The organism is Streptomyces sp. NPDC006134 (assembly GCF_040628835.1).
Lineage (GTDB): Bacteria > Actinomycetota > Actinomycetes > Streptomycetales > Streptomycetaceae > Streptomyces.
Genome location: NZ_JBEXTV010000002.1, coordinates 102452 through 120920, shown reverse-complemented (window position 1 = coordinate 120920; position 18469 = coordinate 102452). Strand labels below are relative to the sequence as shown.

Annotated in this window: 25 protein-coding genes and 1 riboswitch; of the genes, 11 read left to right on the top strand and 14 right to left on the bottom strand. The window is 71.1% G+C overall.

Going from position 1 to position 18469, the window contains the following annotated elements:
• Nucleotides 1-130: 130 nt before the first annotated feature.
• From ABZ340_RS01925 to ABZ340_RS01905, 5 genes are all read right to left on the bottom strand, one after another.
• A complete protein-coding gene (locus tag ABZ340_RS01925) occupies nt 131-634 on the bottom strand; it encodes an RICIN domain-containing protein (RefSeq protein WP_358779769.1) in 504 nt (167 codons plus the stop codon).
• Between the two features lie 78 nt (nt 635-712).
• Nucleotides 713-1240 (bottom strand): hypothetical protein, encoded by a 528-nt coding sequence (locus ABZ340_RS01920; protein WP_358779768.1) that lies wholly within the window; start codon nt 1238-1240, stop codon nt 713-715.
• A gap of 61 nt (nt 1241-1301) precedes the next feature.
• Nucleotides 1302-1793 (bottom strand): hypothetical protein, encoded by a 492-nt coding sequence (locus ABZ340_RS01915; RefSeq protein ID WP_358779767.1) that lies wholly within the window; start codon nt 1791-1793, stop codon nt 1302-1304.
• Between the two features lie 29 nt (nt 1794-1822).
• Complete coding sequence (locus tag ABZ340_RS01910; RefSeq protein ID WP_358779766.1) at nt 1823-2314, bottom strand: hypothetical protein; 492 nt, start codon at nt 2312-2314, stop codon at nt 1823-1825.
• Nucleotides 2315-2451: 137 nt separating this feature from the next.
• Nucleotides 2452-2898 carry a hypothetical protein gene (locus ABZ340_RS01905; RefSeq protein WP_358779765.1) on the bottom strand — a complete coding sequence of 149 codons (447 nt, stop codon included), beginning with the start codon at nt 2896-2898 and terminating at the stop codon, nt 2452-2454.
• 429 nt (nt 2899-3327) lie between these two features.
• Here ABZ340_RS01905 and ABZ340_RS01900 point away from each other — a divergent pair, with 429 nt between their 5' ends.
• Complete coding sequence (locus ABZ340_RS01900; RefSeq protein WP_358779764.1) at nt 3328-4833, top strand: PTS transporter subunit EIIC; 1506 nt, start codon at nt 3328-3330, stop codon at nt 4831-4833.
• Nucleotides 4781-5353: a hypothetical protein gene (locus ABZ340_RS01895; protein WP_358779763.1), complete on the top strand. Its 573-nt coding sequence runs from the start codon at nt 4781-4783 to the stop codon at nt 5351-5353. Before ABZ340_RS01900 ends, ABZ340_RS01895 begins: the two co-directional genes overlap by 53 nt.
• Here ABZ340_RS01895 and ABZ340_RS01890 read toward each other — a convergent pair.
• A complete protein-coding gene (locus tag ABZ340_RS01890; RefSeq protein ID WP_358779762.1) occupies nt 5350-5829 on the bottom strand; it encodes a carboxymuconolactone decarboxylase family protein in 480 nt (159 codons plus the stop codon). The genes ABZ340_RS01895 and ABZ340_RS01890 overlap by 4 nt on opposite strands.
• A gap of 228 nt (nt 5830-6057) precedes the next feature.
• Between ABZ340_RS01890 and ABZ340_RS01885 the strand changes: the two genes are divergently transcribed.
• From ABZ340_RS01885 to ABZ340_RS01875, 3 genes are all read left to right on the top strand, one after another.
• Nucleotides 6058-6555 (top strand): DUF2975 domain-containing protein, encoded by a 498-nt coding sequence (locus ABZ340_RS01885; protein ID WP_358779761.1) that lies wholly within the window; start codon nt 6058-6060, stop codon nt 6553-6555.
• Nucleotides 6555-6776, top strand: a complete 222-nt coding sequence (locus tag ABZ340_RS01880) for a helix-turn-helix transcriptional regulator (protein WP_358779760.1) — start codon at nt 6555-6557, stop codon at nt 6774-6776. The genes ABZ340_RS01885 and ABZ340_RS01880 overlap by 1 nt, the downstream gene beginning before the upstream one ends.
• Before the next feature lie 106 nt (nt 6777-6882).
• On the top strand, nt 6883-7218 hold the full coding sequence (locus ABZ340_RS01875) for a helix-turn-helix transcriptional regulator (protein WP_358779759.1): 336 nt from the start codon (nt 6883-6885) through the stop codon (nt 7216-7218).
• 51 nt (nt 7219-7269) lie between these two features.
• Here the strand turns inward: ABZ340_RS01875 and ABZ340_RS01870 are convergent, their stop codons facing one another.
• From ABZ340_RS01870 to ABZ340_RS01860, 3 genes are read right to left on the bottom strand one after another with little or no spacing between them, the layout of a single operon-like run.
• Complete coding sequence (locus ABZ340_RS01870; RefSeq protein WP_358779758.1) at nt 7270-7656, bottom strand: hypothetical protein; 387 nt, start codon at nt 7654-7656, stop codon at nt 7270-7272.
• A complete protein-coding gene (locus tag ABZ340_RS01865; RefSeq protein WP_358779757.1) occupies nt 7653-7916 on the bottom strand; it encodes a hypothetical protein in 264 nt (87 codons plus the stop codon). Before ABZ340_RS01865 ends, ABZ340_RS01870 begins: the two co-directional genes overlap by 4 nt.
• Nucleotides 7917-7965: 49 nt before the next feature.
• Entirely contained in the window at nt 7966-8355 is a 390-nt protein-coding gene (locus ABZ340_RS01860; RefSeq protein ID WP_358779756.1) for a hypothetical protein, read from the bottom strand.
• Nucleotides 8356-8473: 118 nt separating this feature from the next.
• On the opposite strand from ABZ340_RS01860, the gene ABZ340_RS01855 reads away from it, so the two are divergent.
• The 5 genes from ABZ340_RS01855 to ABZ340_RS01835 all read left to right on the top strand — a co-directional run bounded on the left by ABZ340_RS01855 (nt 8474) and on the right by ABZ340_RS01835 (nt 11168).
• Nucleotides 8474-9313: a helix-turn-helix transcriptional regulator gene (locus ABZ340_RS01855; protein WP_358779755.1), complete on the top strand. Its 840-nt coding sequence runs from the start codon at nt 8474-8476 to the stop codon at nt 9311-9313.
• Nucleotides 9297-9509 carry a DUF397 domain-containing protein gene (locus tag ABZ340_RS01850; protein ID WP_358779754.1) on the top strand — a complete coding sequence of 71 codons (213 nt, stop codon included), beginning with the start codon at nt 9297-9299 and terminating at the stop codon, nt 9507-9509. The genes ABZ340_RS01855 and ABZ340_RS01850 overlap by 17 nt, the downstream gene beginning before the upstream one ends.
• A gap of 207 nt (nt 9510-9716) precedes the next feature.
• Nucleotides 9717-10601: a hypothetical protein gene (locus ABZ340_RS01845; RefSeq protein ID WP_358779753.1), complete on the top strand. Its 885-nt coding sequence runs from the start codon at nt 9717-9719 to the stop codon at nt 10599-10601.
• A gap of 43 nt (nt 10602-10644) precedes the next feature.
• A complete protein-coding gene (locus ABZ340_RS01840) occupies nt 10645-10920 on the top strand; it encodes a type II toxin-antitoxin system Phd/YefM family antitoxin (protein WP_358779752.1) in 276 nt (91 codons plus the stop codon).
• Complete coding sequence (locus ABZ340_RS01835; RefSeq protein WP_358779751.1) at nt 10917-11168, top strand: type II toxin-antitoxin system RelE/ParE family toxin; 252 nt, start codon at nt 10917-10919, stop codon at nt 11166-11168. Before ABZ340_RS01840 ends, ABZ340_RS01835 begins: the two co-directional genes overlap by 4 nt.
• A 183-nt stretch (nt 11169-11351) precedes the next feature.
• On the opposite strand, the gene ABZ340_RS01830 is transcribed toward ABZ340_RS01835, so the two are convergent.
• From ABZ340_RS01830 to thrC, 5 genes are all read right to left on the bottom strand, one after another.
• On the bottom strand, nt 11352-12482 hold the full coding sequence (locus ABZ340_RS01830; protein ID WP_358779750.1) for an NADH:flavin oxidoreductase: 1131 nt from the start codon (nt 12480-12482) through the stop codon (nt 11352-11354).
• A 206-nt stretch (nt 12483-12688) separates the two neighbouring features.
• A complete protein-coding gene (groL, locus tag ABZ340_RS01825; RefSeq protein ID WP_358779749.1) occupies nt 12689-14311 on the bottom strand; it encodes a chaperonin GroEL in 1623 nt (540 codons plus the stop codon).
• A gap of 469 nt (nt 14312-14780) precedes the next feature.
• A complete protein-coding gene (locus tag ABZ340_RS01820; protein WP_010035953.1) occupies nt 14781-14984 on the bottom strand; it encodes a cold-shock protein in 204 nt (67 codons plus the stop codon).
• A 437-nt stretch (nt 14985-15421) separates the two neighbouring features.
• Nucleotides 15422-15697 carry a MoaD/ThiS family protein gene (locus ABZ340_RS01815; protein WP_358779748.1) on the bottom strand — a complete coding sequence of 92 codons (276 nt, stop codon included), beginning with the start codon at nt 15695-15697 and terminating at the stop codon, nt 15422-15424.
• A gap of 92 nt (nt 15698-15789) precedes the next feature.
• Complete coding sequence (gene thrC, locus ABZ340_RS01810; RefSeq protein ID WP_358779747.1) at nt 15790-17076, bottom strand: threonine synthase; 1287 nt, start codon at nt 17074-17076, stop codon at nt 15790-15792.
• Between the two features lie 18 nt (nt 17077-17094).
• A riboswitch (SAM riboswitch) is annotated at nt 17095-17236 on the bottom strand.
• A 276-nt stretch (nt 17237-17512) separates the two neighbouring features.
• Here thrC and ABZ340_RS01805 point away from each other — a divergent pair.
• Nucleotides 17513-18457, top strand: a complete 945-nt coding sequence (locus ABZ340_RS01805; RefSeq protein WP_358779746.1) for a glucosyl-3-phosphoglycerate synthase — start codon at nt 17513-17515, stop codon at nt 18455-18457.
• Nucleotides 18458-18469: the final 12 nt, after the last annotated feature.

The following is an 18469-nucleotide window of genomic DNA, read 5'->3' as shown; positions in this document are numbered from 1 at the left end:
GTTGCCGACCACGTAAACGTACCACCAATATGTGGTCGGCAACGCAAATAACCGGGACGTGCACACGCGTGACCGGCCACACCAGCGTGGGGTCCCGGTGTGGCCGGCCGGTCGGAGGGGGCGGGTGCCGTCAGACGTTCCGCTCGACGACCTTGAAGAACTGCGTCAGGTACTGCTGGAAGGGCAGCAGGTACAGGTGCAGGTCCGAGTTGTTGAGCGGGGAGACGGCGACCGAGAGGTCGTCGGCCGGGTGCAGGCTGAAGCTGCCGAACAGGCCCGACGCCTGCACGCGCCACTTCTGGCCGGTGGGGTAGGTGGGGCCGGAGAGGACGACCTTCCTGTAGTTCAGGCCGGAGCCCCCGAGGGTCAGCTCGCGGCCCGACTCGGCGTTGGTGATGGTGTAGGTGCCGTCTCCGGCCGCCTTGAACTGCCACATCTCGCCGAGCGTGTTGGTGTTGTCCCGGTCGTGGAACAGGAACGTGTGTCCGTCCGCGGCCCCGTGGAAGCCATCGCTGTTGAGGTGCAGCGAGCTGGCCAGGTGGTCGATCCACACGTTCCGGCCCGTGGGGATGTTGACGGACGGCTGCGGCGGGACGGGCGGTACCGGGTCCTCGAAGGGACGGGGTTCGGGCATGTCGGTCTCCTTGCCGTGTCGTTGACGTGACGTTGACGTGTCGCCCCTCGATGGGGGCATGGCGTGGTGACCTCTTGGTCACTCGCCCTCTTCGCCCCGCGGGACGGGGGCGAGCATCCAGGCGTGGTAGATGCTGGGCTGGTTGTTCCAGGCGCGGATGAGCCGGACCTCGCTGCCCAGGGAGAGCCCGCTGTCGCGCACCCCGAGGGCGTAGCTGCTGCCCCGGGCGACCAGGGCCCGTACGGGGGCCGTGCCGGTCTCGCTCAGCCCGGCGATGGGGACGAGCTGCCAGTGCTGCCGGTAGTCGTTCTCGGCCCTGCTCCGGATGCGGACGTTGGCGTTGTACCCGACCGCGGTCTGCACGGTGAGGTACCGCTGGCCGTTGGGGGTGCCGATGCGGTAGTAGCCGCTGCTCAGGCGGGTGATCCTCCACAGGACGGCCGCGCCGGCGGGCAGCGGGTCCGCGTGGTGGATCTCGACCTCGTCGTCCTCGGTGTTGTCGTTGGTGTTGTCCGGCATGAGGTAGCCGTTGGTGACGCTGTGGATGAGCATGGCCTGGGCCGGGATGGTGACCGGCGGGGCGGGCGGCGGGGTGGGTTCGGACATGGCGGTTTCCTTCCGTTTCTTGCCGCTTCTTCCTGTTTCTTTTCGTGGTGACGGGACGTCGTCAGTACAGGGAGGAGAGGTGCAGCACGCGGCCGGAGCGCCGGGAGAGCTTCAGCGTCTTCTTCGGGGCGCCGGTGTCGTCCTTGAGGGCCTGGTAGTCGTAGTAGCGGACGGTTCCGCCGCCGGTGCCGGTGACGGCGATGTCGACGCGGTCGAGGATCCAGTCGTCGTCGGCCGCGCGGGGCTGGAAGCGGAGGTAGACCGGGTGGCGGTCCAGGTCCGCGACCTGGAGCTGGGGGTCGCGCGGGTCGTTGCCGGCGGCGTTCTGGACGTTGGCGCCCTCACCGAGGACGAACGTGTCCGTGGCGGGCCGGCCGCCGGTGGGCGGTTCGAAGTCGTTCTCGGCGGTGTCGAGCTGGAACTCGCGTCCGCCGAGGCCGAGGAAGACCCAGCCGTCGGTACCGGCGCCGGGGGCGGTGTCGGTCTGCGTCTTCACCTCGATCCGGGTGATCAGCTGGGGTGCGTTGGGGTCGATGGGGCGGGGGTTGGGCATGGCGGGACTCCTGTTCGCGCGGCGAGGGGTCAGTAGACCGAGGCGAGGGACAACTGGGTGCCGGCGTAGGTGCCCAGCCACAGCTTCCGCTTGGGGCCGGAGTCGTCGGTGATGACCGGGGAGCGGTAGTCGTAGAAGCGCACCACGCCGCCGCCGGTGGCGGTGAGGGTCACGTTCACCCAGTCGATCTCCCAGTTGTCGCTGTCGTCGGCCGGTTCGAAGCTGAGGTAGGCCGGGTAGCGGTCCAGGTCGGCGACCTGGAGCTGGGGCTTGCGCGGGTCGTTGTCGTCCGGGTTCTTGACGTTGGCGCCGTCACCGAGGACGAAGGTGTCGACGCGGGTGGGCGGGTCGGGCCGCTCGAAGTCGTCGGCCTCGGTGTCCAGCAGGAACTCGCGGCCGCCGATGCCGAGGTAGATCCAGCCGTTGGTGCCCGCGGTGGCGTCGGTACCGGTCTGGACCTTCACCTCGATCTGCGAGATCAGCTGGGGTACGGAGGGGTCGATGGGCCGGGGATTGGGCATGGGAGTGCTCCTTGGCTCGCGCGCCGGGCGGAGGACTGAGTGAGTGGAGTGGGCAGAGTGAGCGCCATGAGCGCCGTGAGTGCAGTGAGCGCCGTGAGTGGACCGAGCGGACGGACGGAACACCGCCCCGGCGTCCGTCAGGGGTTCGAGGGCGTGAGGTAGACCCGCTCGCTGTAGCGGGTCCCCATGCGCAGGGTCCGCTTCTTGCCGCCCTCGTCGGCGAGGGCCTGGTAGCGGCGGGTGCCGGGCGCGCTCCCGTCACCGAAGGTCACGGTCACGTCCACGCGTTCCAGGTGCCACACGTCGTTCTCGTCGACGGGCCGGAACCGGACGTAGGGCGGGAACCGGTCCAGGAACGAGGAGCGGAGCTGCGGATCGCGCGGATCGTTGCTGGCGGCGTTGAGGACGTTGGAGTCCTCGCCCAGTACGAAGGTCTGGGAACCCGGTTCCTGGTCGTTGCCCTGCGTCCTGAGCAGGAACTCGCGTCCGGCGATGAACAGGTACACCAGGCCGTCGGTGCCGGCGCCCGCCTCCTGGACGGTCTGGACCTGCGCTTCGATCTTCCTGATGTTCTCGTCGGCCATGGCTGGTCTCCTTGCTGAGGGGGGACCGCTCCCGGCTGCGGGCACGACGGGTCGGGCCGAGCGAGTCGCGCCCGGCAGGGGAGAGGGAAAGGATCAGACGAAACGCCTGAGAGAAACGGCCGTAACGGACCGTGCACAAATGGCATGCCCCCATCACCGACAGCGACACGCCCATTCACCGCATCGAGGGACAATAGTGTGATGGACGCGGGCGCGACCGCTCCCCGAACGTCGCGCACTCCGCGAGGGCCTCACGCGCCTCTTCAGGGCGAACGCGCCCTGCCCGGCGCCCAGGACGCGCACGCCACTCCCACCAGCCCCACCACACTCACCGTCCCCGACCCGACGGCCGCCGCCTTCCGGAGGACTCCGGCGGCCCTCCGCGCGCCGCACCGGCCGCCGCGCGCGGCCACCGCGCACGCTCGTCTCGTGCACACCGACCCCCGCGCCACCGCCGCCGCCCTCCTCCCCCTGGTCGGCGGCCCCGCCAACGTCCTCTCCGCCGCCCACTGCGTGACCCGCCTGCGGCTGGCCCTGGCCGACCGCGCCCGCGTCGACGAGGCGGCCCTGCGGGCGCTGCCCGCCGTCCTCGGCGTGGTCGAGGACGGGGAGTCGTACCAGATCGTGCTCGGCCCCGGAGTGGTGGGCCGGGTGACGGAGGAGTTCGAACGACTGCTGCCGGGCACACCGGCGACGGAGCCCGAGCAACCGCTCCCAGGCACGCCGACAGCGGAGGAACTAGCCCGCCGGGGAGCGGAGCTGAAGGAGCGTCAGAAGAAGCGCAACGCGACCCCCGCCAAGGCGGCCCTGCGCCGCGTCGCGAACGTCTTCGTCCCCCTCATCCCCGCTCTGATCGGCTGCGGCATCCTCGCGGGTGTGGCCGGTCTGCTGACGAACCTGCGCTGGCTGCCCGCCCTCACCCCCGCCCTGACCGCCCTCGCCTCCGCCTTCATGGCGCTGATCGCGGTGTTCGTCGGCCACAACACGGCCCGGGAGTTCGGCGGCACCCCGGTGCTGGGCGGCGCGGTCGCCGCCGTCGTGGTCTACCCGGGCGTGGCGAAGGTGACGGCGTTCGGCTCCGCGCTCACCCCCGGCCAGGGCGGCGTGCTGGGCGCGCTGGCGGCGGCGCTGCTGGGCACGTACGTGGAGAGGTGGTGCCGCGCCCGCCTCCCCGGCACCCTCGACGTCCTGCTCACCCCCACCCTCACCGTCCTGGTCTCCGGCCTGGTCACGCTGTACGCCCTCATGTACGCGGCCGGACAGGTCGCCTCGGCGATCGGCACGGCGTCGACCTGGCTGCTCACCCACACCGGAGTCCTGGCCGGCCTACTGCTCGGCGGCCTCTTCCTCCCCCTGGTCATGCTGGGCCTGCACCAGGCCCTCATCCCCCTGCACACCACCCTCATCGAGCAGCAGGGCCACACCGTGCTGCTGCCCCTGCTGGCCATGGCGGGCGCGGGCCAGGTCGGCGCCGCAGCGGCGGTGTACGTCCGCCTGCGCCACGACACCTCCCTCCGTACGACGATCCGCTCCGCGCTCCCGGCCGGACTCCTCGGCGTCGGCGAACCACTGATCTACGGCGTCTCCCTCCCCCTCGGCCGCCCCTTCCTCACGGCGTGCGTGGGCGGGGCGGCGGGCGGCGCCTTCGTCGGCGCGTTCGCGATGCGCGGCACGGAGGTGGGCGCGACCGCGATCGGCCCCTCCGGCTGGGCCCTGTTCCCGCTGCTGGCGGGCGACGCGGGCCCCGCCGTGGCGGCGGCGGTGTACGGCGGCGGGCTGCTGACCGGGTACGCGGTCGGGTTCCTGGCCACGTACTGCTTCGGCCTGGGCGGTACGGCGACGGCCCCCGCCTCTGTCAGTCCCGTGTGCGACCCTGAGGAACATGAACCACGCCCAGCTGACCGCCCTGGGCCGCGCCCTGCGTCTCCTCGGTGAGCACGGCGAGGCCCTCACCGCCGACACTCCGGACGCCAAGCTGCACGAGGTCAAGGCGGACCTGAAACGCGCGCTGGACCTGCTGGAGGAGAGCGTCACGACGGCGGCGCCGGCCACCCGCTGCCCGGAGCATCCGAACGGCCCGGTCGACACCGCCGCCCCCGACCTGTGCCTGCTGTGCGAGACCCGCCGCCGCGCCGCCCGCCGCGCCGAGTACGGCGGCGGTCCCGCCCGGCCCCGCCCCGCCGAGCCGGTCCCCTCCCGCTACGGCCTGCGCGGCGACCGCCCCCAGCCCCAGCAGCGCTGGCTGCCGGAGGCGTGGAACGGGCAGGCGTGGCAGCTGTGCGGCACCCCGCGCCGCGACCGGCGCGAGGCCGAGCTGTACATCGCCGCCCAGCTGCGCGGACCGCGCCCCGCCACGGCCTACCGCCTCGTGCACGAGTTCACGGACTACGAGGTGCTGCGGGTGTGGGGGACGCCGGTCCGCATGGACCGCGCGGACGCGGAGCCGCTGGGCTAGGCGAAGTTGGCGTACTGGCCGGGCTGGTAGTCGCCGGCGGGCTGCCGGGTGATGACGTTCAGCCGGTTGAAGGTGTTGATCAGGGCGATCTGGGCCACCAGGGCGACGAGCTGCTCCTCGTCGTAGTGCTTGGCGGCGTTCGCCCAGACCTCGTCCGGGACCCCGGCCCCGTCCGCGAGGCGGGTCCCGTGCTCCGTCAGCTCCAGCGCAGCGCGCTCGGCCTCGGTGTAGACCGTGGCCTCCCGCCAGGTCGCGACCAGGTTGATGCGCACCGCGCTCTCACCGGCCGCGGCGGCGTCCTTGGTGTGCATGTCCAGGCAGCCGGCGCATCCGTTGATCTGGCTCGCGCGGATGTTCACCAGCTCCTGCGTCGCGGCCGGCACGCCGGTGGCCTGGAGCGCGCGCCCCGCCGTGACGATGTGCTTCAGGAAGGTCCGCGCGGTCGGGCTGGCGAAGACGTTCAAACGGGCTTCCATGCCTGGCTCCTCTGCCGTTTCCTCTGGTGTCTGTGTCGTTCTCGGTAGCGCTACACCCCTACGACGGAACGGCCCGGCGAGATGTGACACGGATCGGAGTGACGCCCGTCACTCTCCCCTCCCCCTGCCCTCCTCCTGTCCTCCCTCCGCCCTCCCCCCTGGCGTCTCCTATCGAATTTCGATAGATTCCCATTGCTATTCGATAGAACGACAGCTGGAGTGAGGGCGATGGGAAAACTGACGGTGCTGGCGCTGCGGGCCGTGCTCGTGGCACTGCTCGCCGGGTCGGTGTTCGTGCAGGCGGTGATGGTGCCGCTGCTGGGCGCCGACCTCGACGGGGTCGAGTCCGACCTCCCCTACCCGCCCGCCGCCTACCTCACGATCGTCGTCCTGGGCGTGGTGACGGCCCAGGTCGTCCTGGTCTGCGTGTGGCGCCTGGTGACGATGGCCCGCCGCGGCACGGTGTTCTCCCCCGCCGCCTTCCGGTACGTGGACGTCGTCATCGGCGCCTTCGTGGCGGCGGCCCTGGTGGTGTTCGCGTTCGCGGTCGCCCTCGCGCCGGGTGAGGCCGTCGCCCCCGGTATCGTCCTGCTGATCTGCGGGGTGGTGCTGGCGATCCTCGGGGTCGCGCTCGTCGTGCTCGTCCTGCGGGCCCTGCTCGCCCAAGCCGTCGCCCGCGACACCGAGGCGGCGCGCATGGAGGCGGAACTGGACGGGGTGATCTGATGCCGATCGTCGTCGACATCGACGTGATGCTGGCCAGACGGAAGATGTCCGTCGGCGAGCTCGCCGAACGCGTCGGCATCACCCCCGCCAACCTCGCCGTCCTCAAGAACGGCCGCGCCAAGGCGGTCCGCTTCACCACCCTCGCCGCCCTCTGCGAGGCCCTCGACTGCCAGCCGGGGGACCTGCTGCGCTGGGAGAGCGGGGAAAGCAACGCCGGTTGACACCGCCCGGGCCCCACGGCCCCGCGGTGGCCGCCCGTACAGTGCGCGCCGATCGGCACGGACCGGCCCACGTGACGTACCGCCGCGGCGAGGAAGGAGACGCACGATGAATCACACCCGCTGGAGGCCGGCACGAGAGAAGCAGTCGGCCGAAGGGTTCACCGAGTCCCCGGAGGTCGCGGCCGAGCGGGCCGAGATCCGGCTGGCCATGGCCTTCGCCAAGGCCATGTACGACCGCCGCACGGAGCTCGGGCTGACCCAGACGCAGCTCGCCGAGCGCGCTGGCCTCACCCAGGCGAAGATCTCCCGTGTCGAAGGCTCCGACACCGTCCCCACCCTGCCCCTGCTGCCCCGGCTGGCGCAGGCGCTGGACGCCTCCCTGAGCATCGCGCTCGACAACGACGGCGAAGAGGTCGCGTTCATCGCCCGCCCGGCGGCCTGAGCACGGCACCCCGCCCGAAGACCGGGGACCACCGCCTCGCCGCCGTCCGGTTCAGCGGTTCAGGTCGAGGAAAGCCACGCCCCGCCCCTCGTACGCCTCCGGGTCCACCGTGGCGACGAGCGCGTCCGCACCCCACTCGGGCAGGTGCCGGGCGGCATGGATCGCGGCGGCGACCCCCGGCGGCACACCGTCACGGCCCATCCCCGCGACGGCCAGCACGGCCGGGTAGTCCAGATCCACTGTGTGGATCACCTCCAGTTGCCCGACATGCTCGGCGATCCCCGGACGCTCCCGGTCCGCTTCGAGGACCGACAGCACCGGCGCCCACAGCCGGGCGTCCGGCTCGAAGTGAGCCCGATGGACCAGCGCGGACACCTGCCGGTTCCCCGTCAGCGCCAGCAGAGTCGGGGCGTCGAGGACGAGGTGGTGCAGGATCACGCGGCCGTGCCCTGCTGCCGGGCGAACGCCTCCCGCAGCCTGCGGCCCATCGCCGCGCTCTCCTCGTCCGTCACCTCGACTCCGAAGTGCTCGGCGAGATAGGCACGGGTGCGCTCGGCCCGCTCCCGGCGCTCCTCCTCGGTCAGCGTGGACTCCGCGAACTCCTGGACCAGGGACCGGATCGACATTCCCCGCGACTCGGCGATGACCGCCAGCCGGTCACGCACCTCGGCGGGCACTCGGATCATGGCATCGGACACCCTCGCAGTATACGCCCGCGTATACACGCCGACCGGCCGTACGACCACGTCACGCCCCCGCGCTCTGCCGGTTCATCCACCGCACCCGGGTCCGCAGCACCTCCTCCGGCGCCGCCGGTCCCGCCGACTCCACCGGGCACTCCCACGCCCCGCCCCCGGCGACGGGCCGCAACCGCACCACCTTGCCGAGGTGCTCCATCACCTCCCCGAGCCGCCCGTCCCGCGTGTCCACCACCGGCGTGCCGACCGCCGGCCGCTCCCCGCGCAGCACCGACGCCAGCCGCTCGGCCGTCCGCACGTTGCAGCGCCCCAGGTCCACCAGGGCGAACGGCTCGTCGCTCGCACCGGTCACCGGGTCCACACCCAGCGACGGCAGCACCACTCCGACGCCCGCGAGGGCCTTCCGCAGCAACTCCACGACATCCTCGGTCGACCGCACCTTTCCTCCATCTCCACGCTGAGTTTTCGAATCGCCACACAGCGTGTCTGCCCCGCCCCTAACCTGGCCATACGGAGTGCCCCAACAACCCGTGCTGTGCGATCGGGAGTTGCCTGCCATGCCTGGACCCAAGGACCTGGACCCCTCTTCCTCCCCCCGCGCCCTGCTCGGCGCCGAACTCCGCCACGCGAGAGAGAAGGCGGGACTCAGCCAGGAGGAACTGGGCCAACGGCTGTTCGTCAGCGGCTCGTTCATCGGGCAACTGGAGGCCGGTACGCGGAGGATGCAGCCGGAGTACGCGCGGATGCTGGACGAAGCCCTGGGGACGGACGACTTCTTCCTGCGGAACTGCAAGGCTGCGGCGAAGTCCAAGTATCCGGAGCACTTTGCCGAAGCAGCCGAGGCGGAGGCGGTGGCCACGGCCATCAGGGAATATGCGCCGATGCTGATTCCTGGACTGCTCCAGACACCCGCGTACGCACGAGCCGTGAACCGTGCGTACGACCCGACGGCACCGGAGGAGACCATCGACGAGTGGGTGGACGGGCGCATGGCCCGGACTCGCTTGCTTGACCACCCAACAAAGCCCTTGTTGTGGGTGGTGCTTGACGAGGCGGCGCTGCGACGGGAGACAGGAGGCCGTGCGGTGATGGCGGAAGCACTACGCCACATCGCGGATCTGGCCCGGCGAAGCCGGGTGATCACGCAAGTGCTCCCGTTCAGCGCGGGCGGGCACACAGCGATGAAGGGAGCCTTGAAGCTGATGGACTTCGAGGACGCCCCTTCGATGGTCTATTTCGAAGGGGTCGGCACCGGCCGACTGGAAGACGACCCTCTCACCGTCAGGCAAATGAAGTTCACCTACGAACTCCTCGCAGCCTCCGCGCTGCCACCGGGGAACTCCCTGGCCCTGGTCGAGGCATTGGCGCAGGATTACGCCCATGAGGAACACGCCTGACCACGACCTGAGCACGGCCACCTGGCACAAGTCCAGCTACAGCGGTGGAGGCGGCGACAACTGCCTCGAAGTAGCCGTCGGCCACCCCACCGTCATCCCCGTCCGCGACTCCAAGAACCCCCACGGCCCGAAGCTCGTGTTCCGGGCCGCCGCCTGGGCGGCATTCGTCGGAAACCTCAAGGACGAGACCGTCTGAGCTTCGGGAACCGGGACCCGAGACCTCTTTTCAAGGAATGGGTGGTGGGTCTCAACCCACCCTCCCACCCTGCGCGTTGACTTCACGCGTTCGGCTTGCCACGCACGGTGACAAGCCTCTAGCGTGCGGGCAACAAGCAACAGCCCCCGCCCGGTGCCGCAAACACCTGCGGGGGCCTGACCACCGAGATCGAAGTAGGCGATCCCCATGGCTGACGCCAACCTTAGTGCCGTCTTCCCGCCCGCGCAGCAGCCCCCGCACCCGATGGCCAAACCGGGTTACGGCAAGCGCACCGCCCCGGACCAACTCCCCCGCACGGCGCACGACTTCTCGCACCTCCCGCCCCGCGAGGCCGCCATCGCCGCCTTCCTGGACCGGCTCCCCGAGGGGGCCGACGTCTCCGTGAAGACGCTGGCCAAGCAGCTCCCGTACGGGCAGTGCGCCCTCGGTACGGCCCTCAACCGCCTCCAGCAGGCGGGCCACCTGCGCCGGGGCCGGGAGCGGGTGACGGCGGACGACGGCGGCTCCCGCTGGGTCACCCGGACGTGGTTCTCCCGCACCGCGCGGGACGACGCCTGGTGGGCGGCGTTCATCCGCGGCGACGTACCGGAGCAGCGGGAATCCCCGCCGGAACGGCCCGCCGGTCCCACCCGTTCCCGCGCCCACATCCTCCTCGCCGCCCTCGGCCGCACGGCCCCGGCGCTGTCCCTCTCGCAGGCCGACTGCGCGGCGCTCGCCCCGCTGGTGGCGGAGTGGTTCGCGCGGGGCGCCTCGGAGGAGGACGTTCTGCGCGCGCTCACCGCCGGTCTGCCGACCCCCGTCCACCACCCGGCCGCCCTGGTCCACAAGCGCCTGAGCAGCAAGCTCCCGCCCCCGCCGCCCGCCCCTCGCCCGTCCCTGCGCCTGCTGGAGTGCGCGACCTGCCGCGCTCCGGGGAGCCCGGAGGCCCTGCCCGGCGGCCGGTGCAGCGCGTGCCGGGGCGAACCCGCCCCGGCTCACCCCGGCACACCCCTGCCCGCCCCCACGGTCCACGCCCGCGCGGCCGAGATCCGCGCCGCGATGGCCCACCGCCGGGAGAGAGCACTCGTATGAGCACGCCGTACGCAACACACACGCAGGTGTGTACAGTTTTCGCATGGACACGTATCCGCTCGTGGAAGCCCGCAACCAGCTCGGCCAGCTGGTGGGCAGGGTCCGGCACGGCCAGGAGCACATCCTGATCACGGAGTACGGCAAGCCCGCCGCCGCGCTCATCCCGATAAGCGAGCTGGAGGAGTTGCAGCGGCTCCGTGACGAGGCCGACATCGCCGAAGCGCGAGCCCGGGAGGCGACCCCGGGCGGCCCGTCGATGTCCCACGACGACTTCATGGCCCAGCTGGAGGAAGAAGACCGGCGGGAAGCCGCTTCGTGACGTATGTGGTGGTGTGGGAACACCACGCCATGGGCGAATTCCGCCGGCTTCGCGTCACCGACCCCGTAGGAGCCAAGGCAACTGCCGCCGCGGTACGGGCGCTCGCCGACGACCCCCGCCCTCAGGAAGCCCGCGCCCTGGGCGCCTCCGGTTACTACCGGAGGCGCGTGGGAAGCCGGCGCGTGCTGTATCGACCGGAGGACGGCACTGTCACCGTTTACGTGATCAAGGTCGGTCGCAGCAGCTGAGACGTGGTCCGGCCAGAGCCGGGGCCTGCCCTGGGAACCACGCCCAGCTCACCGCCCCGGCCGCACCGGCCGCACGCCGCGCGTGTGGAACAACCGTGTGGAACAACCGTGTGGGACAACCCTGTGGAACAACCCGGTGCGGACCGGCATCGAGCCGATGGGCGGCCCGTGACGTCCTGGGCGTCAGCTCAGCGTCCGCAGCGACGACGGGTCGTACGGCGCCAGCTCGTCGAAGCGGCCCGCGAGGACCTTCTGGGCCCACAGCGGGTCCTGGAGCAGGGCGCGGCCGACCGCGACCAGGTCGAACTCGTCGCGCTCCAGGCGGTCCAGCAGGTCGTCGAGGCCGCCCAGCTCGGCGCCCCGGCCCTGGAACGCCTCGATGAAGTCGCCGTTCAGGCCGACCGAGCCGACGGTGATGGCCTGCTTGCCGGTGAGCTTCTTGGTCCAGCCGGCCAGGTTCAGGTCGGAGCCCTCGAACTCGGGGAGCCAGTAGCGGCGGGTGGAGGCGTGGAAGGCGTCCACACCGGCCGCCGCGAGCGGGGTGAGGATGGCCTCCAGCTCCTCGGGGGTCTCGGCGAGGCGGGCGTCGTAGGCGTCCTGCTTCCACTGCGAGTAGCGGAAGATCACGGGGAAGTCCGGGGAGACGGTCTCGCGGACGGCCGCCACGATCTCCGCCGCGAACCTGGTGCGGGCGACCGGGTCGCCGCCGTAGGCGTCGGTGCGGCGGTTGGTGCCCGCCCACAGGAACTGGTCGACGAGGTAGCCGTGGGCGCCGTGGATCTCCACGCCGTCGAAGCCGATCCGCTCGGCGGCGGCAGCGGCCTCGGCGAACGCGCCGATGACGTCGTCCACGTCCTGCTGGGTCATCGCCTTGCCGGTCGGCTCGCTCTCACCGATGCGCAGGCCGGAGGGGCCGACGGCCGGGGCCTCGGGGAAGGGCGGCTCGCCCTGGCGGCGGACCATGCCGATGTGCCACAGCTGCGGCACGATCGTGCCGCCCGCCGCGTGCACCGCCTCGGCGACCTTCGCCCAGCCCGCGAGCTGCTCCTCGCCGTGGAAGCGCGGCACGCGGTCGCTCTGCCCGGCGGAGGGGTGGCCGACGTAGGTGCCCTCGGTGACGATCAGGCCGACACCGGCGGCGGCGCGGCGGCCGTAGTACGAGGCGACGTCCTCGCCGGGGACGCCCCCCGGGGAGAACTCACGGGTCATCGGCGCCATCGCGATGCGGTTCGGGACGGTCAGCCCGTTGATGACGGCCGGACGGGAGAGGATGTCGGCCGCGCGGGAGGCGGCTTCGGAGGCGGTGACGGTCACGTGGGGGCTCCTCGAAGCGATGCTGGTGGTACCGGTAGGTATGTGCGCGTGCATTCAACGCACTCCCACGTCAACCGCCCCTCCCCCGGCCGGATTCCGCCCGCACCGCCCGGCCCCCTGTGATCCCGGGCACGCCCGAGGGCGGCACCCCCAGCCGGAACTGGGGATACCGCCCTCGGAAAAGGACCGGATCGATCGGGGATCGATCAGAAGTCCATGTCACCGCCCGGCATGCCGCCGCCGGCCGGGGCAGCGGCCTTCTCCGGCTTGTCGGCGATGACGGCCTCGGTGGTGAGGAACAGCGCGGCGATGGAGGCGGCGTTCTGCAGCGCGGAACGGGTCACCTTCGCCGGGTCGATGATGCCTTCCTTGACCAGGTCGACGTACTCGCCGGTCGCGGCGTTCAGGCCGTGGCCCGGGGTCAGGTTGCGCACCTTCTCCACCACGACGCCGCCCTCGAGGCCGGCGTTGACCGCGATCTGCTTCAGCGGGGCCTCCAGGGCCAGCTTCACAGCGGCGGCACCGGTGGCCTCGTCACCCTCCAGCTCCAGCTTCTCGAACACCTGGGAGGCCTGGAGCAGGGCCACGCCACCACCGGCGACGATGCCCTCCTCGACGGCCGCCTTCGCGTTGCGGACGGCGTCCTCGATGCGGTGCTTGCGCTCCTTGAGCTCGACCTCGGTGGCGGCACCGGCCTTGATGACGGCCACGCCGCCCGCGAGCTTGGCCAGGCGCTCCTGGAGCTTCTCGCGGTCGTAGTCGGAGTCGCTGTTCTCGATCTCGGCGCGGATCTGGTTCACGCGGCCCTGGACCTGGTCGGCGGAGCCGGCACCGTCGACGATGGTGGTCTCGTCCTTGGTGATGACCACCTTGCGGGCCTTGCCCAGCAGGTCGAGGGTGGCGTTCTCCAGCTTGAGGCCGACCTCCTCGGAGATGACCTCGCCGCCCGTGAGGATGGCGATGTCGCCGAGCATGGCCTTGCGGCGGTCGCCGAAGCCCGGGGCCTTGACGGCGACGGACTTGAAGGTGCCGCGGATCTTGTTGACGACCAGGGTCGACAGGGCCTCGCCCTCGACGTCCTCGGCGATGATCAGCAGCGGCTTGCCCGACTGCATGACCTTCTCCAGGAGCGGGAGCAGGTCCTTGACGGAGGAGATCTTGGAGTTGGCGATCAGGATGTACGGGTCGTCGAGGACGGCCTCCATACGCTCCATGTCGGTGGCGAAGTACGCCGAGATGTAGCCCTTGTCGAAGCGCATACCCTCGGTGAGCTCCAGCTCCAGACCGAAGGTCTGGGACTCCTCGACGGTGATGACGCCTTCCTTGCCGACCTTGTCCATGGCCTCGGCGATGAGCTCGCCGATCTGGGTGTCGGCGGCGGAGATGGAGGCCGTGGAGGCGATCTGCTCCTTGGTCTCGACGTCCTTCGCCTGCTCCAGCAGGGCGGCGGAGACGGCCTCGACGGCCTTCTCGATGCCGCGCTTCAGAGCCATCGGGTTGGCGCCGGCGGCCACGTTGCGCAGGCCCTCGCGGACCAGCGCCTGGGCGAGAACGGTCGCGGTGGTCGTACCGTCACCGGCGACGTCGTCCGTCTTCTTGGCGACTTCCTTGACCAGCTCGGCGCCGATCTTCTCGTACGGGTCCTCGAGCTCGATCTCCTTGGCGATGGAGACACCGTCGTTGGTGATCGTGGGGGCGCCCCACTTCTTCTCGAGGACGACGTTGCGGCCCTTGGGGCCGAGGGTCACCTTGACGGCGTCCGCGAGCTGGTTCATGCCGCGCTCGAGGCCGCGCCGCGCCTCCTCGTCGAACGCGATGATCTTGGCCATGTGAAGTGGTCCCTCCAGGACTGGGGGTGATTCCTTCGGACCGCGCCCGCGCCCGCGACGGACGGCTCGCCGGCCTCGTGGTTCCTTGCCCCACCCGGCCTGCGGGCCTCACCGACCCGGTCCTTCGCTGTCACTCTCACCTTCAGAGTGCTAACGCCAATGATTAGCACTCGGGCATGGTGAGTGCAAGCGCCTTCGAGGGAGCGGCGGGGTACTCAGCCGCGCGCGAACAGGCGCATACCGGCGCCGGGCGCGGTACCGGACGCGGGGCGGGGTGCCGGGCTCGGTGCGGCGCGGGGCGGGGCGGGGCGGGGCGCGGTGGCGGGATACGGCGGGCGGGCACGAGCCTGACGGGCGGGCACGAGGGGTGGGCACGACGGGCATGGCGGGCGGGCACGACGGAGGGCCCGCACCCGTGGCGGGTGCGGGCCCTCCGGAGAAGACCGTTCGCTTGCGGTCGGCCGCGCGTTCAGGCAGAGACGCGGACCATGTCGGCCTGCGGGCCCTTCTGGCCCTGCGAGATCTCGAACTCGACCCGCTGGCCCTCTTCCAGGGTGCGGTAGCCGTCCATCTGGATCGCGCTGTAGTGGACGAAAACATCCGCACCACCGTCGACCGCGATGAAGCCGTACCCCTTCTCCGCGTTGAACCACTTGACGGTGCCCTGAGCCATGCCTAACTCCCCTATTACTGGCCCTTGCACAGATCCACACTTCGCGGATCCGGGTCAGACCTCACCCCCCAACGACTGGGGGCGTGCGCCGGAACGCGTCGACCGCGGCCGAATGTATCTGCCCAACTGCCGTCTGCAACAGGTCAATCGGACGAGAAATCCGGACGCGCGCGGTCCGGAATGTGGCATGAATTCGGTAAAATGCGGGGCAAGTCGGGCTGCACATAAGGCACGAAAGCCGCAAAGGACGCCCACATTTTGGCTACATCTTGTCGGGCGGGCGGCAGGAATCCGGGGCTCCTCACCGGAAGATCAGCACCGCGTTCCCCAACTGTACCGCGCTCAATCACACGGAATTGCCCCCTCCGCTTCTCTCGCGGAGGGGGCAACGGGAAGAACGCCGGGCGGTCGCCGCCACCGGAGGCGGCGGGTCCCGGTCAGCCGCCGGCGACCGCCGGGATGATGGACACGCCCGCCCCGTCGGGGGTGGCCGTCTGAAGGCCCTGCTCGAAGCGGACGTCGTCGTCGTTGACGTAGACGTTCACGAAGCGGCGCAGCTTGCCCTGGTCGTCCAGGACGCGGGCGGCGATGCCGGTGTGGTTCTTCTCCAGGTCGGCGATGACCTCGGCGAGGGTCGCGCCCTCGGCGGTCACCTCGGCCTGGCCGCCGGTGTAGGTGCGCAGGATGGTGGGGATGCGGACGGTGACGCTCACGGGGGAATCCTCCGGTCGGGATGACGTACGGGGGCGCGGACCGAGGCCCTGGTGCCTGGACCGATGCCCTGATGCCTGGGGCCTGTGGGGGCCTAGGCGAGGCCGGCCTCGCGGAAGGCGTCCAGGGTGGGCCGGATCGTCGCGGTCGGTCCGGTGCCGGCCACCGCGTCGAGGGTCTTCAGGCCGTCGCCGGTGTTGAGGACGACGGTCGTCTTCGCCGGGTCCAGGACGCCGTTCTCGATCAGCTTGCGCGTCACGCCCACGGTCACACCGCCGGCGGTCTCGGCGAAGATGCCCTCGGTCCGGGCGAGCAGCCTGATCGCGTCCACGACCTGCTCGTCGGTGACGTCCTCCACCGCGCCGCCCGTGCGGCGCGCGATGTCGAGGACGTACGGGCCGTCGGCCGGGTTGCCGATGGCGAGGGACTTGGCGATGGTGTTCGGCTTCTGCGGGCGCACCACGTCGTGGCCGGCCTTGAAGGCGGTGGACACCGGGGAGCAGCCCTCGGCCTGCGCGCCGAAGATCTTGTACGGCCGGTCCTCGACCAGCCCGAGCTCGATCAGCTCCCGCAGCCCCTTGTCGATCTTCGTGAGCTGGGAGCCGGAGGCGATCGGGACGACGATCTGGTCGGGCAGCTTCCAGCCGAGCTGCTCGCAGATCTCGTACGCGAGGGTCTTGGAGCCTTCCGCGTAGTACGGGCGGAGGTTGACGTTGACGAAGCCCCAGCCCTCGCCGGCCGGGTCGCCGATCAGCTCCGAGCAGAAGCGGTTCACGTCGTCGTAGTTGCCCTCGATGCCGACGAGCTCGCCGCCGTAGACGGCGGCCATGACGACCTTGCCCTGCTCCAGGTCGTGCGGGATGAACACGCAGGAGCGGAAGCCGGCGCGGGCGGCGGCGGCGCCGACGGCGCCGGCCAGGTTGCCGGTGGAGGAGCAGGACAGCGTCGTGAAGCCGAAGGCGCGGGCGGCCTCCAGGGCCTGGGCGACGACGCGGTCCTTGAAGGAGTGGGTCGGGTTGCCGGAGTCGTCCTTGACGTACAGGCCGCCGGTGACGCCGAGTTCGCGGGCGAGGTGGTCGGCCTTGACGAGCTTGGTCCAGCCCGGGTTCAGGTTCGGCTTGTCCGCGACATCGGCCGGGACGGGCAGCAGGGGGGCGTAACGCCAGATGTTCGCGGGACCCGCTTCGATGCGCTTGCGGAGCTCTTCGGCGTCGTAGCCCGAGAAGTCGTAGGCGATCTCCAGCGGGCCGAAACACTCCTCGCAGGCGAAGACCGGGCCGAGCGGGACGCGGTGGCCGCACTCCCGGCAGGAAAGCGCCGCGGCAGGACCGAGATCGACGGAGGTGGGGGTGGGGGTGCTTGCGACAGTCTGCACAGCCATGTGAGGCGAGGCCCTTTCTCCTCATCTTCCTCGCAGCGCACCTCGCCGCGAGACGGATTTGGCACCTTCCCTAGCCGGGAGCCTCGCTCCTGAACGAGAACCGACTGGAGGGTTGCCGGGGCTTCATCGGGCCGTGTCCCTCTGCCCCTCTGGATGAGCTGTATTCGGTTGTGTGAACGTGCGCGAACACGGACGGACAGGGGGGCGACCCCCGACATGCAATGGTCATCCGTGTTGTTCAAGACTGTAACCGAAGGCCAGGACAGTTGAGATAGTCGTCCGAACCGCGAGATGGATCACACCGGACCGCCGGGAGAACCGGTCCCTCGGGGAACCGGACCGCCGGGAGGACCGGATCGCCGGGAGAACCGGATAGCCGGGAGAACCGGATAGCCGGGAGAACCGGATCGCAGAGAGAGCGAAGGAGCCGCCGACCGTGCTGGAAGAAGTCGAGCGCTGGCTGAGGACACGCTCCTGGTCCCTGTCCGACCGCCCGCTCCAGCAGATCCTGGCCGCCAAGCGCGCCACGGGGCAGTCGGTCAGCGTCGTGCTCCCCGCCCTCGACGAGGAGGAGACCGTCGGCGACATCGTCGCCGCCATCCGCCACGACCTGATGGTGCGGGCCCCGCTCGTCGACGAACTCGTCGTGGTCGACTCCGGCTCCACCGACCGCACCGCCGAGGTGGCCGCCGCGGCGGGCGCGCGCGTGGTGCACCGCGACGAGATCCTCCCGCGCCTCCCGGCCGTGCCCGGCAAGGGCGAGGTGCTGTGGCGCTCGCTGCTGGCCACCGGCGGTGACCTCGTCTGCTTCGTCGACGCCGATCTGCGCGAGTTCTCCTCCGACTTCGTCACCGGCATCGTCGGCCCGCTGCTCACCGACCCGGACGTGCACCTCGTCAAGGCCATGTACGACCGTCCGCTGGGCGGCGCGGCCGGGCAGGGCGGCCGGGTCACCGAGCTGATGGCGCGCCCGCTGCTGAACATGCACTGGCCGCAGCTGGCCGGGTTCGTGCAGCCGCTGGGCGGCGAGTACGCGGCCCGCCGCTCCCTGCTGGAGCAGCTTCCCTTCCCCGTCGGCTACGGCGTGGAGCTCGGCATGCTCGTCGACGCCCTGCACCTGGTGGGCCTGGACGCCCTCGCCCAGGTCGACGTGGGCGTGCGCAAGCACCGCCACCAGGATGGCCAGGCGCTGGGCCGGATGGCCGCCGCCATCTACCGCACCGCCCAGCTCCGCCTGGCCCGCGGCCATCTGGTGCGGCCCGCCCTCACCCAGTTCGAGCGCGGCGAGGACGGCTTCGAGCCGCGGACGTACTCCGTGGACACCGAGGAGAGGCCGCCGATGGTGGAGATCGCGGAGTACGCGGCGCGGAAGGTGGCGTGAGCGTCCCGGGGC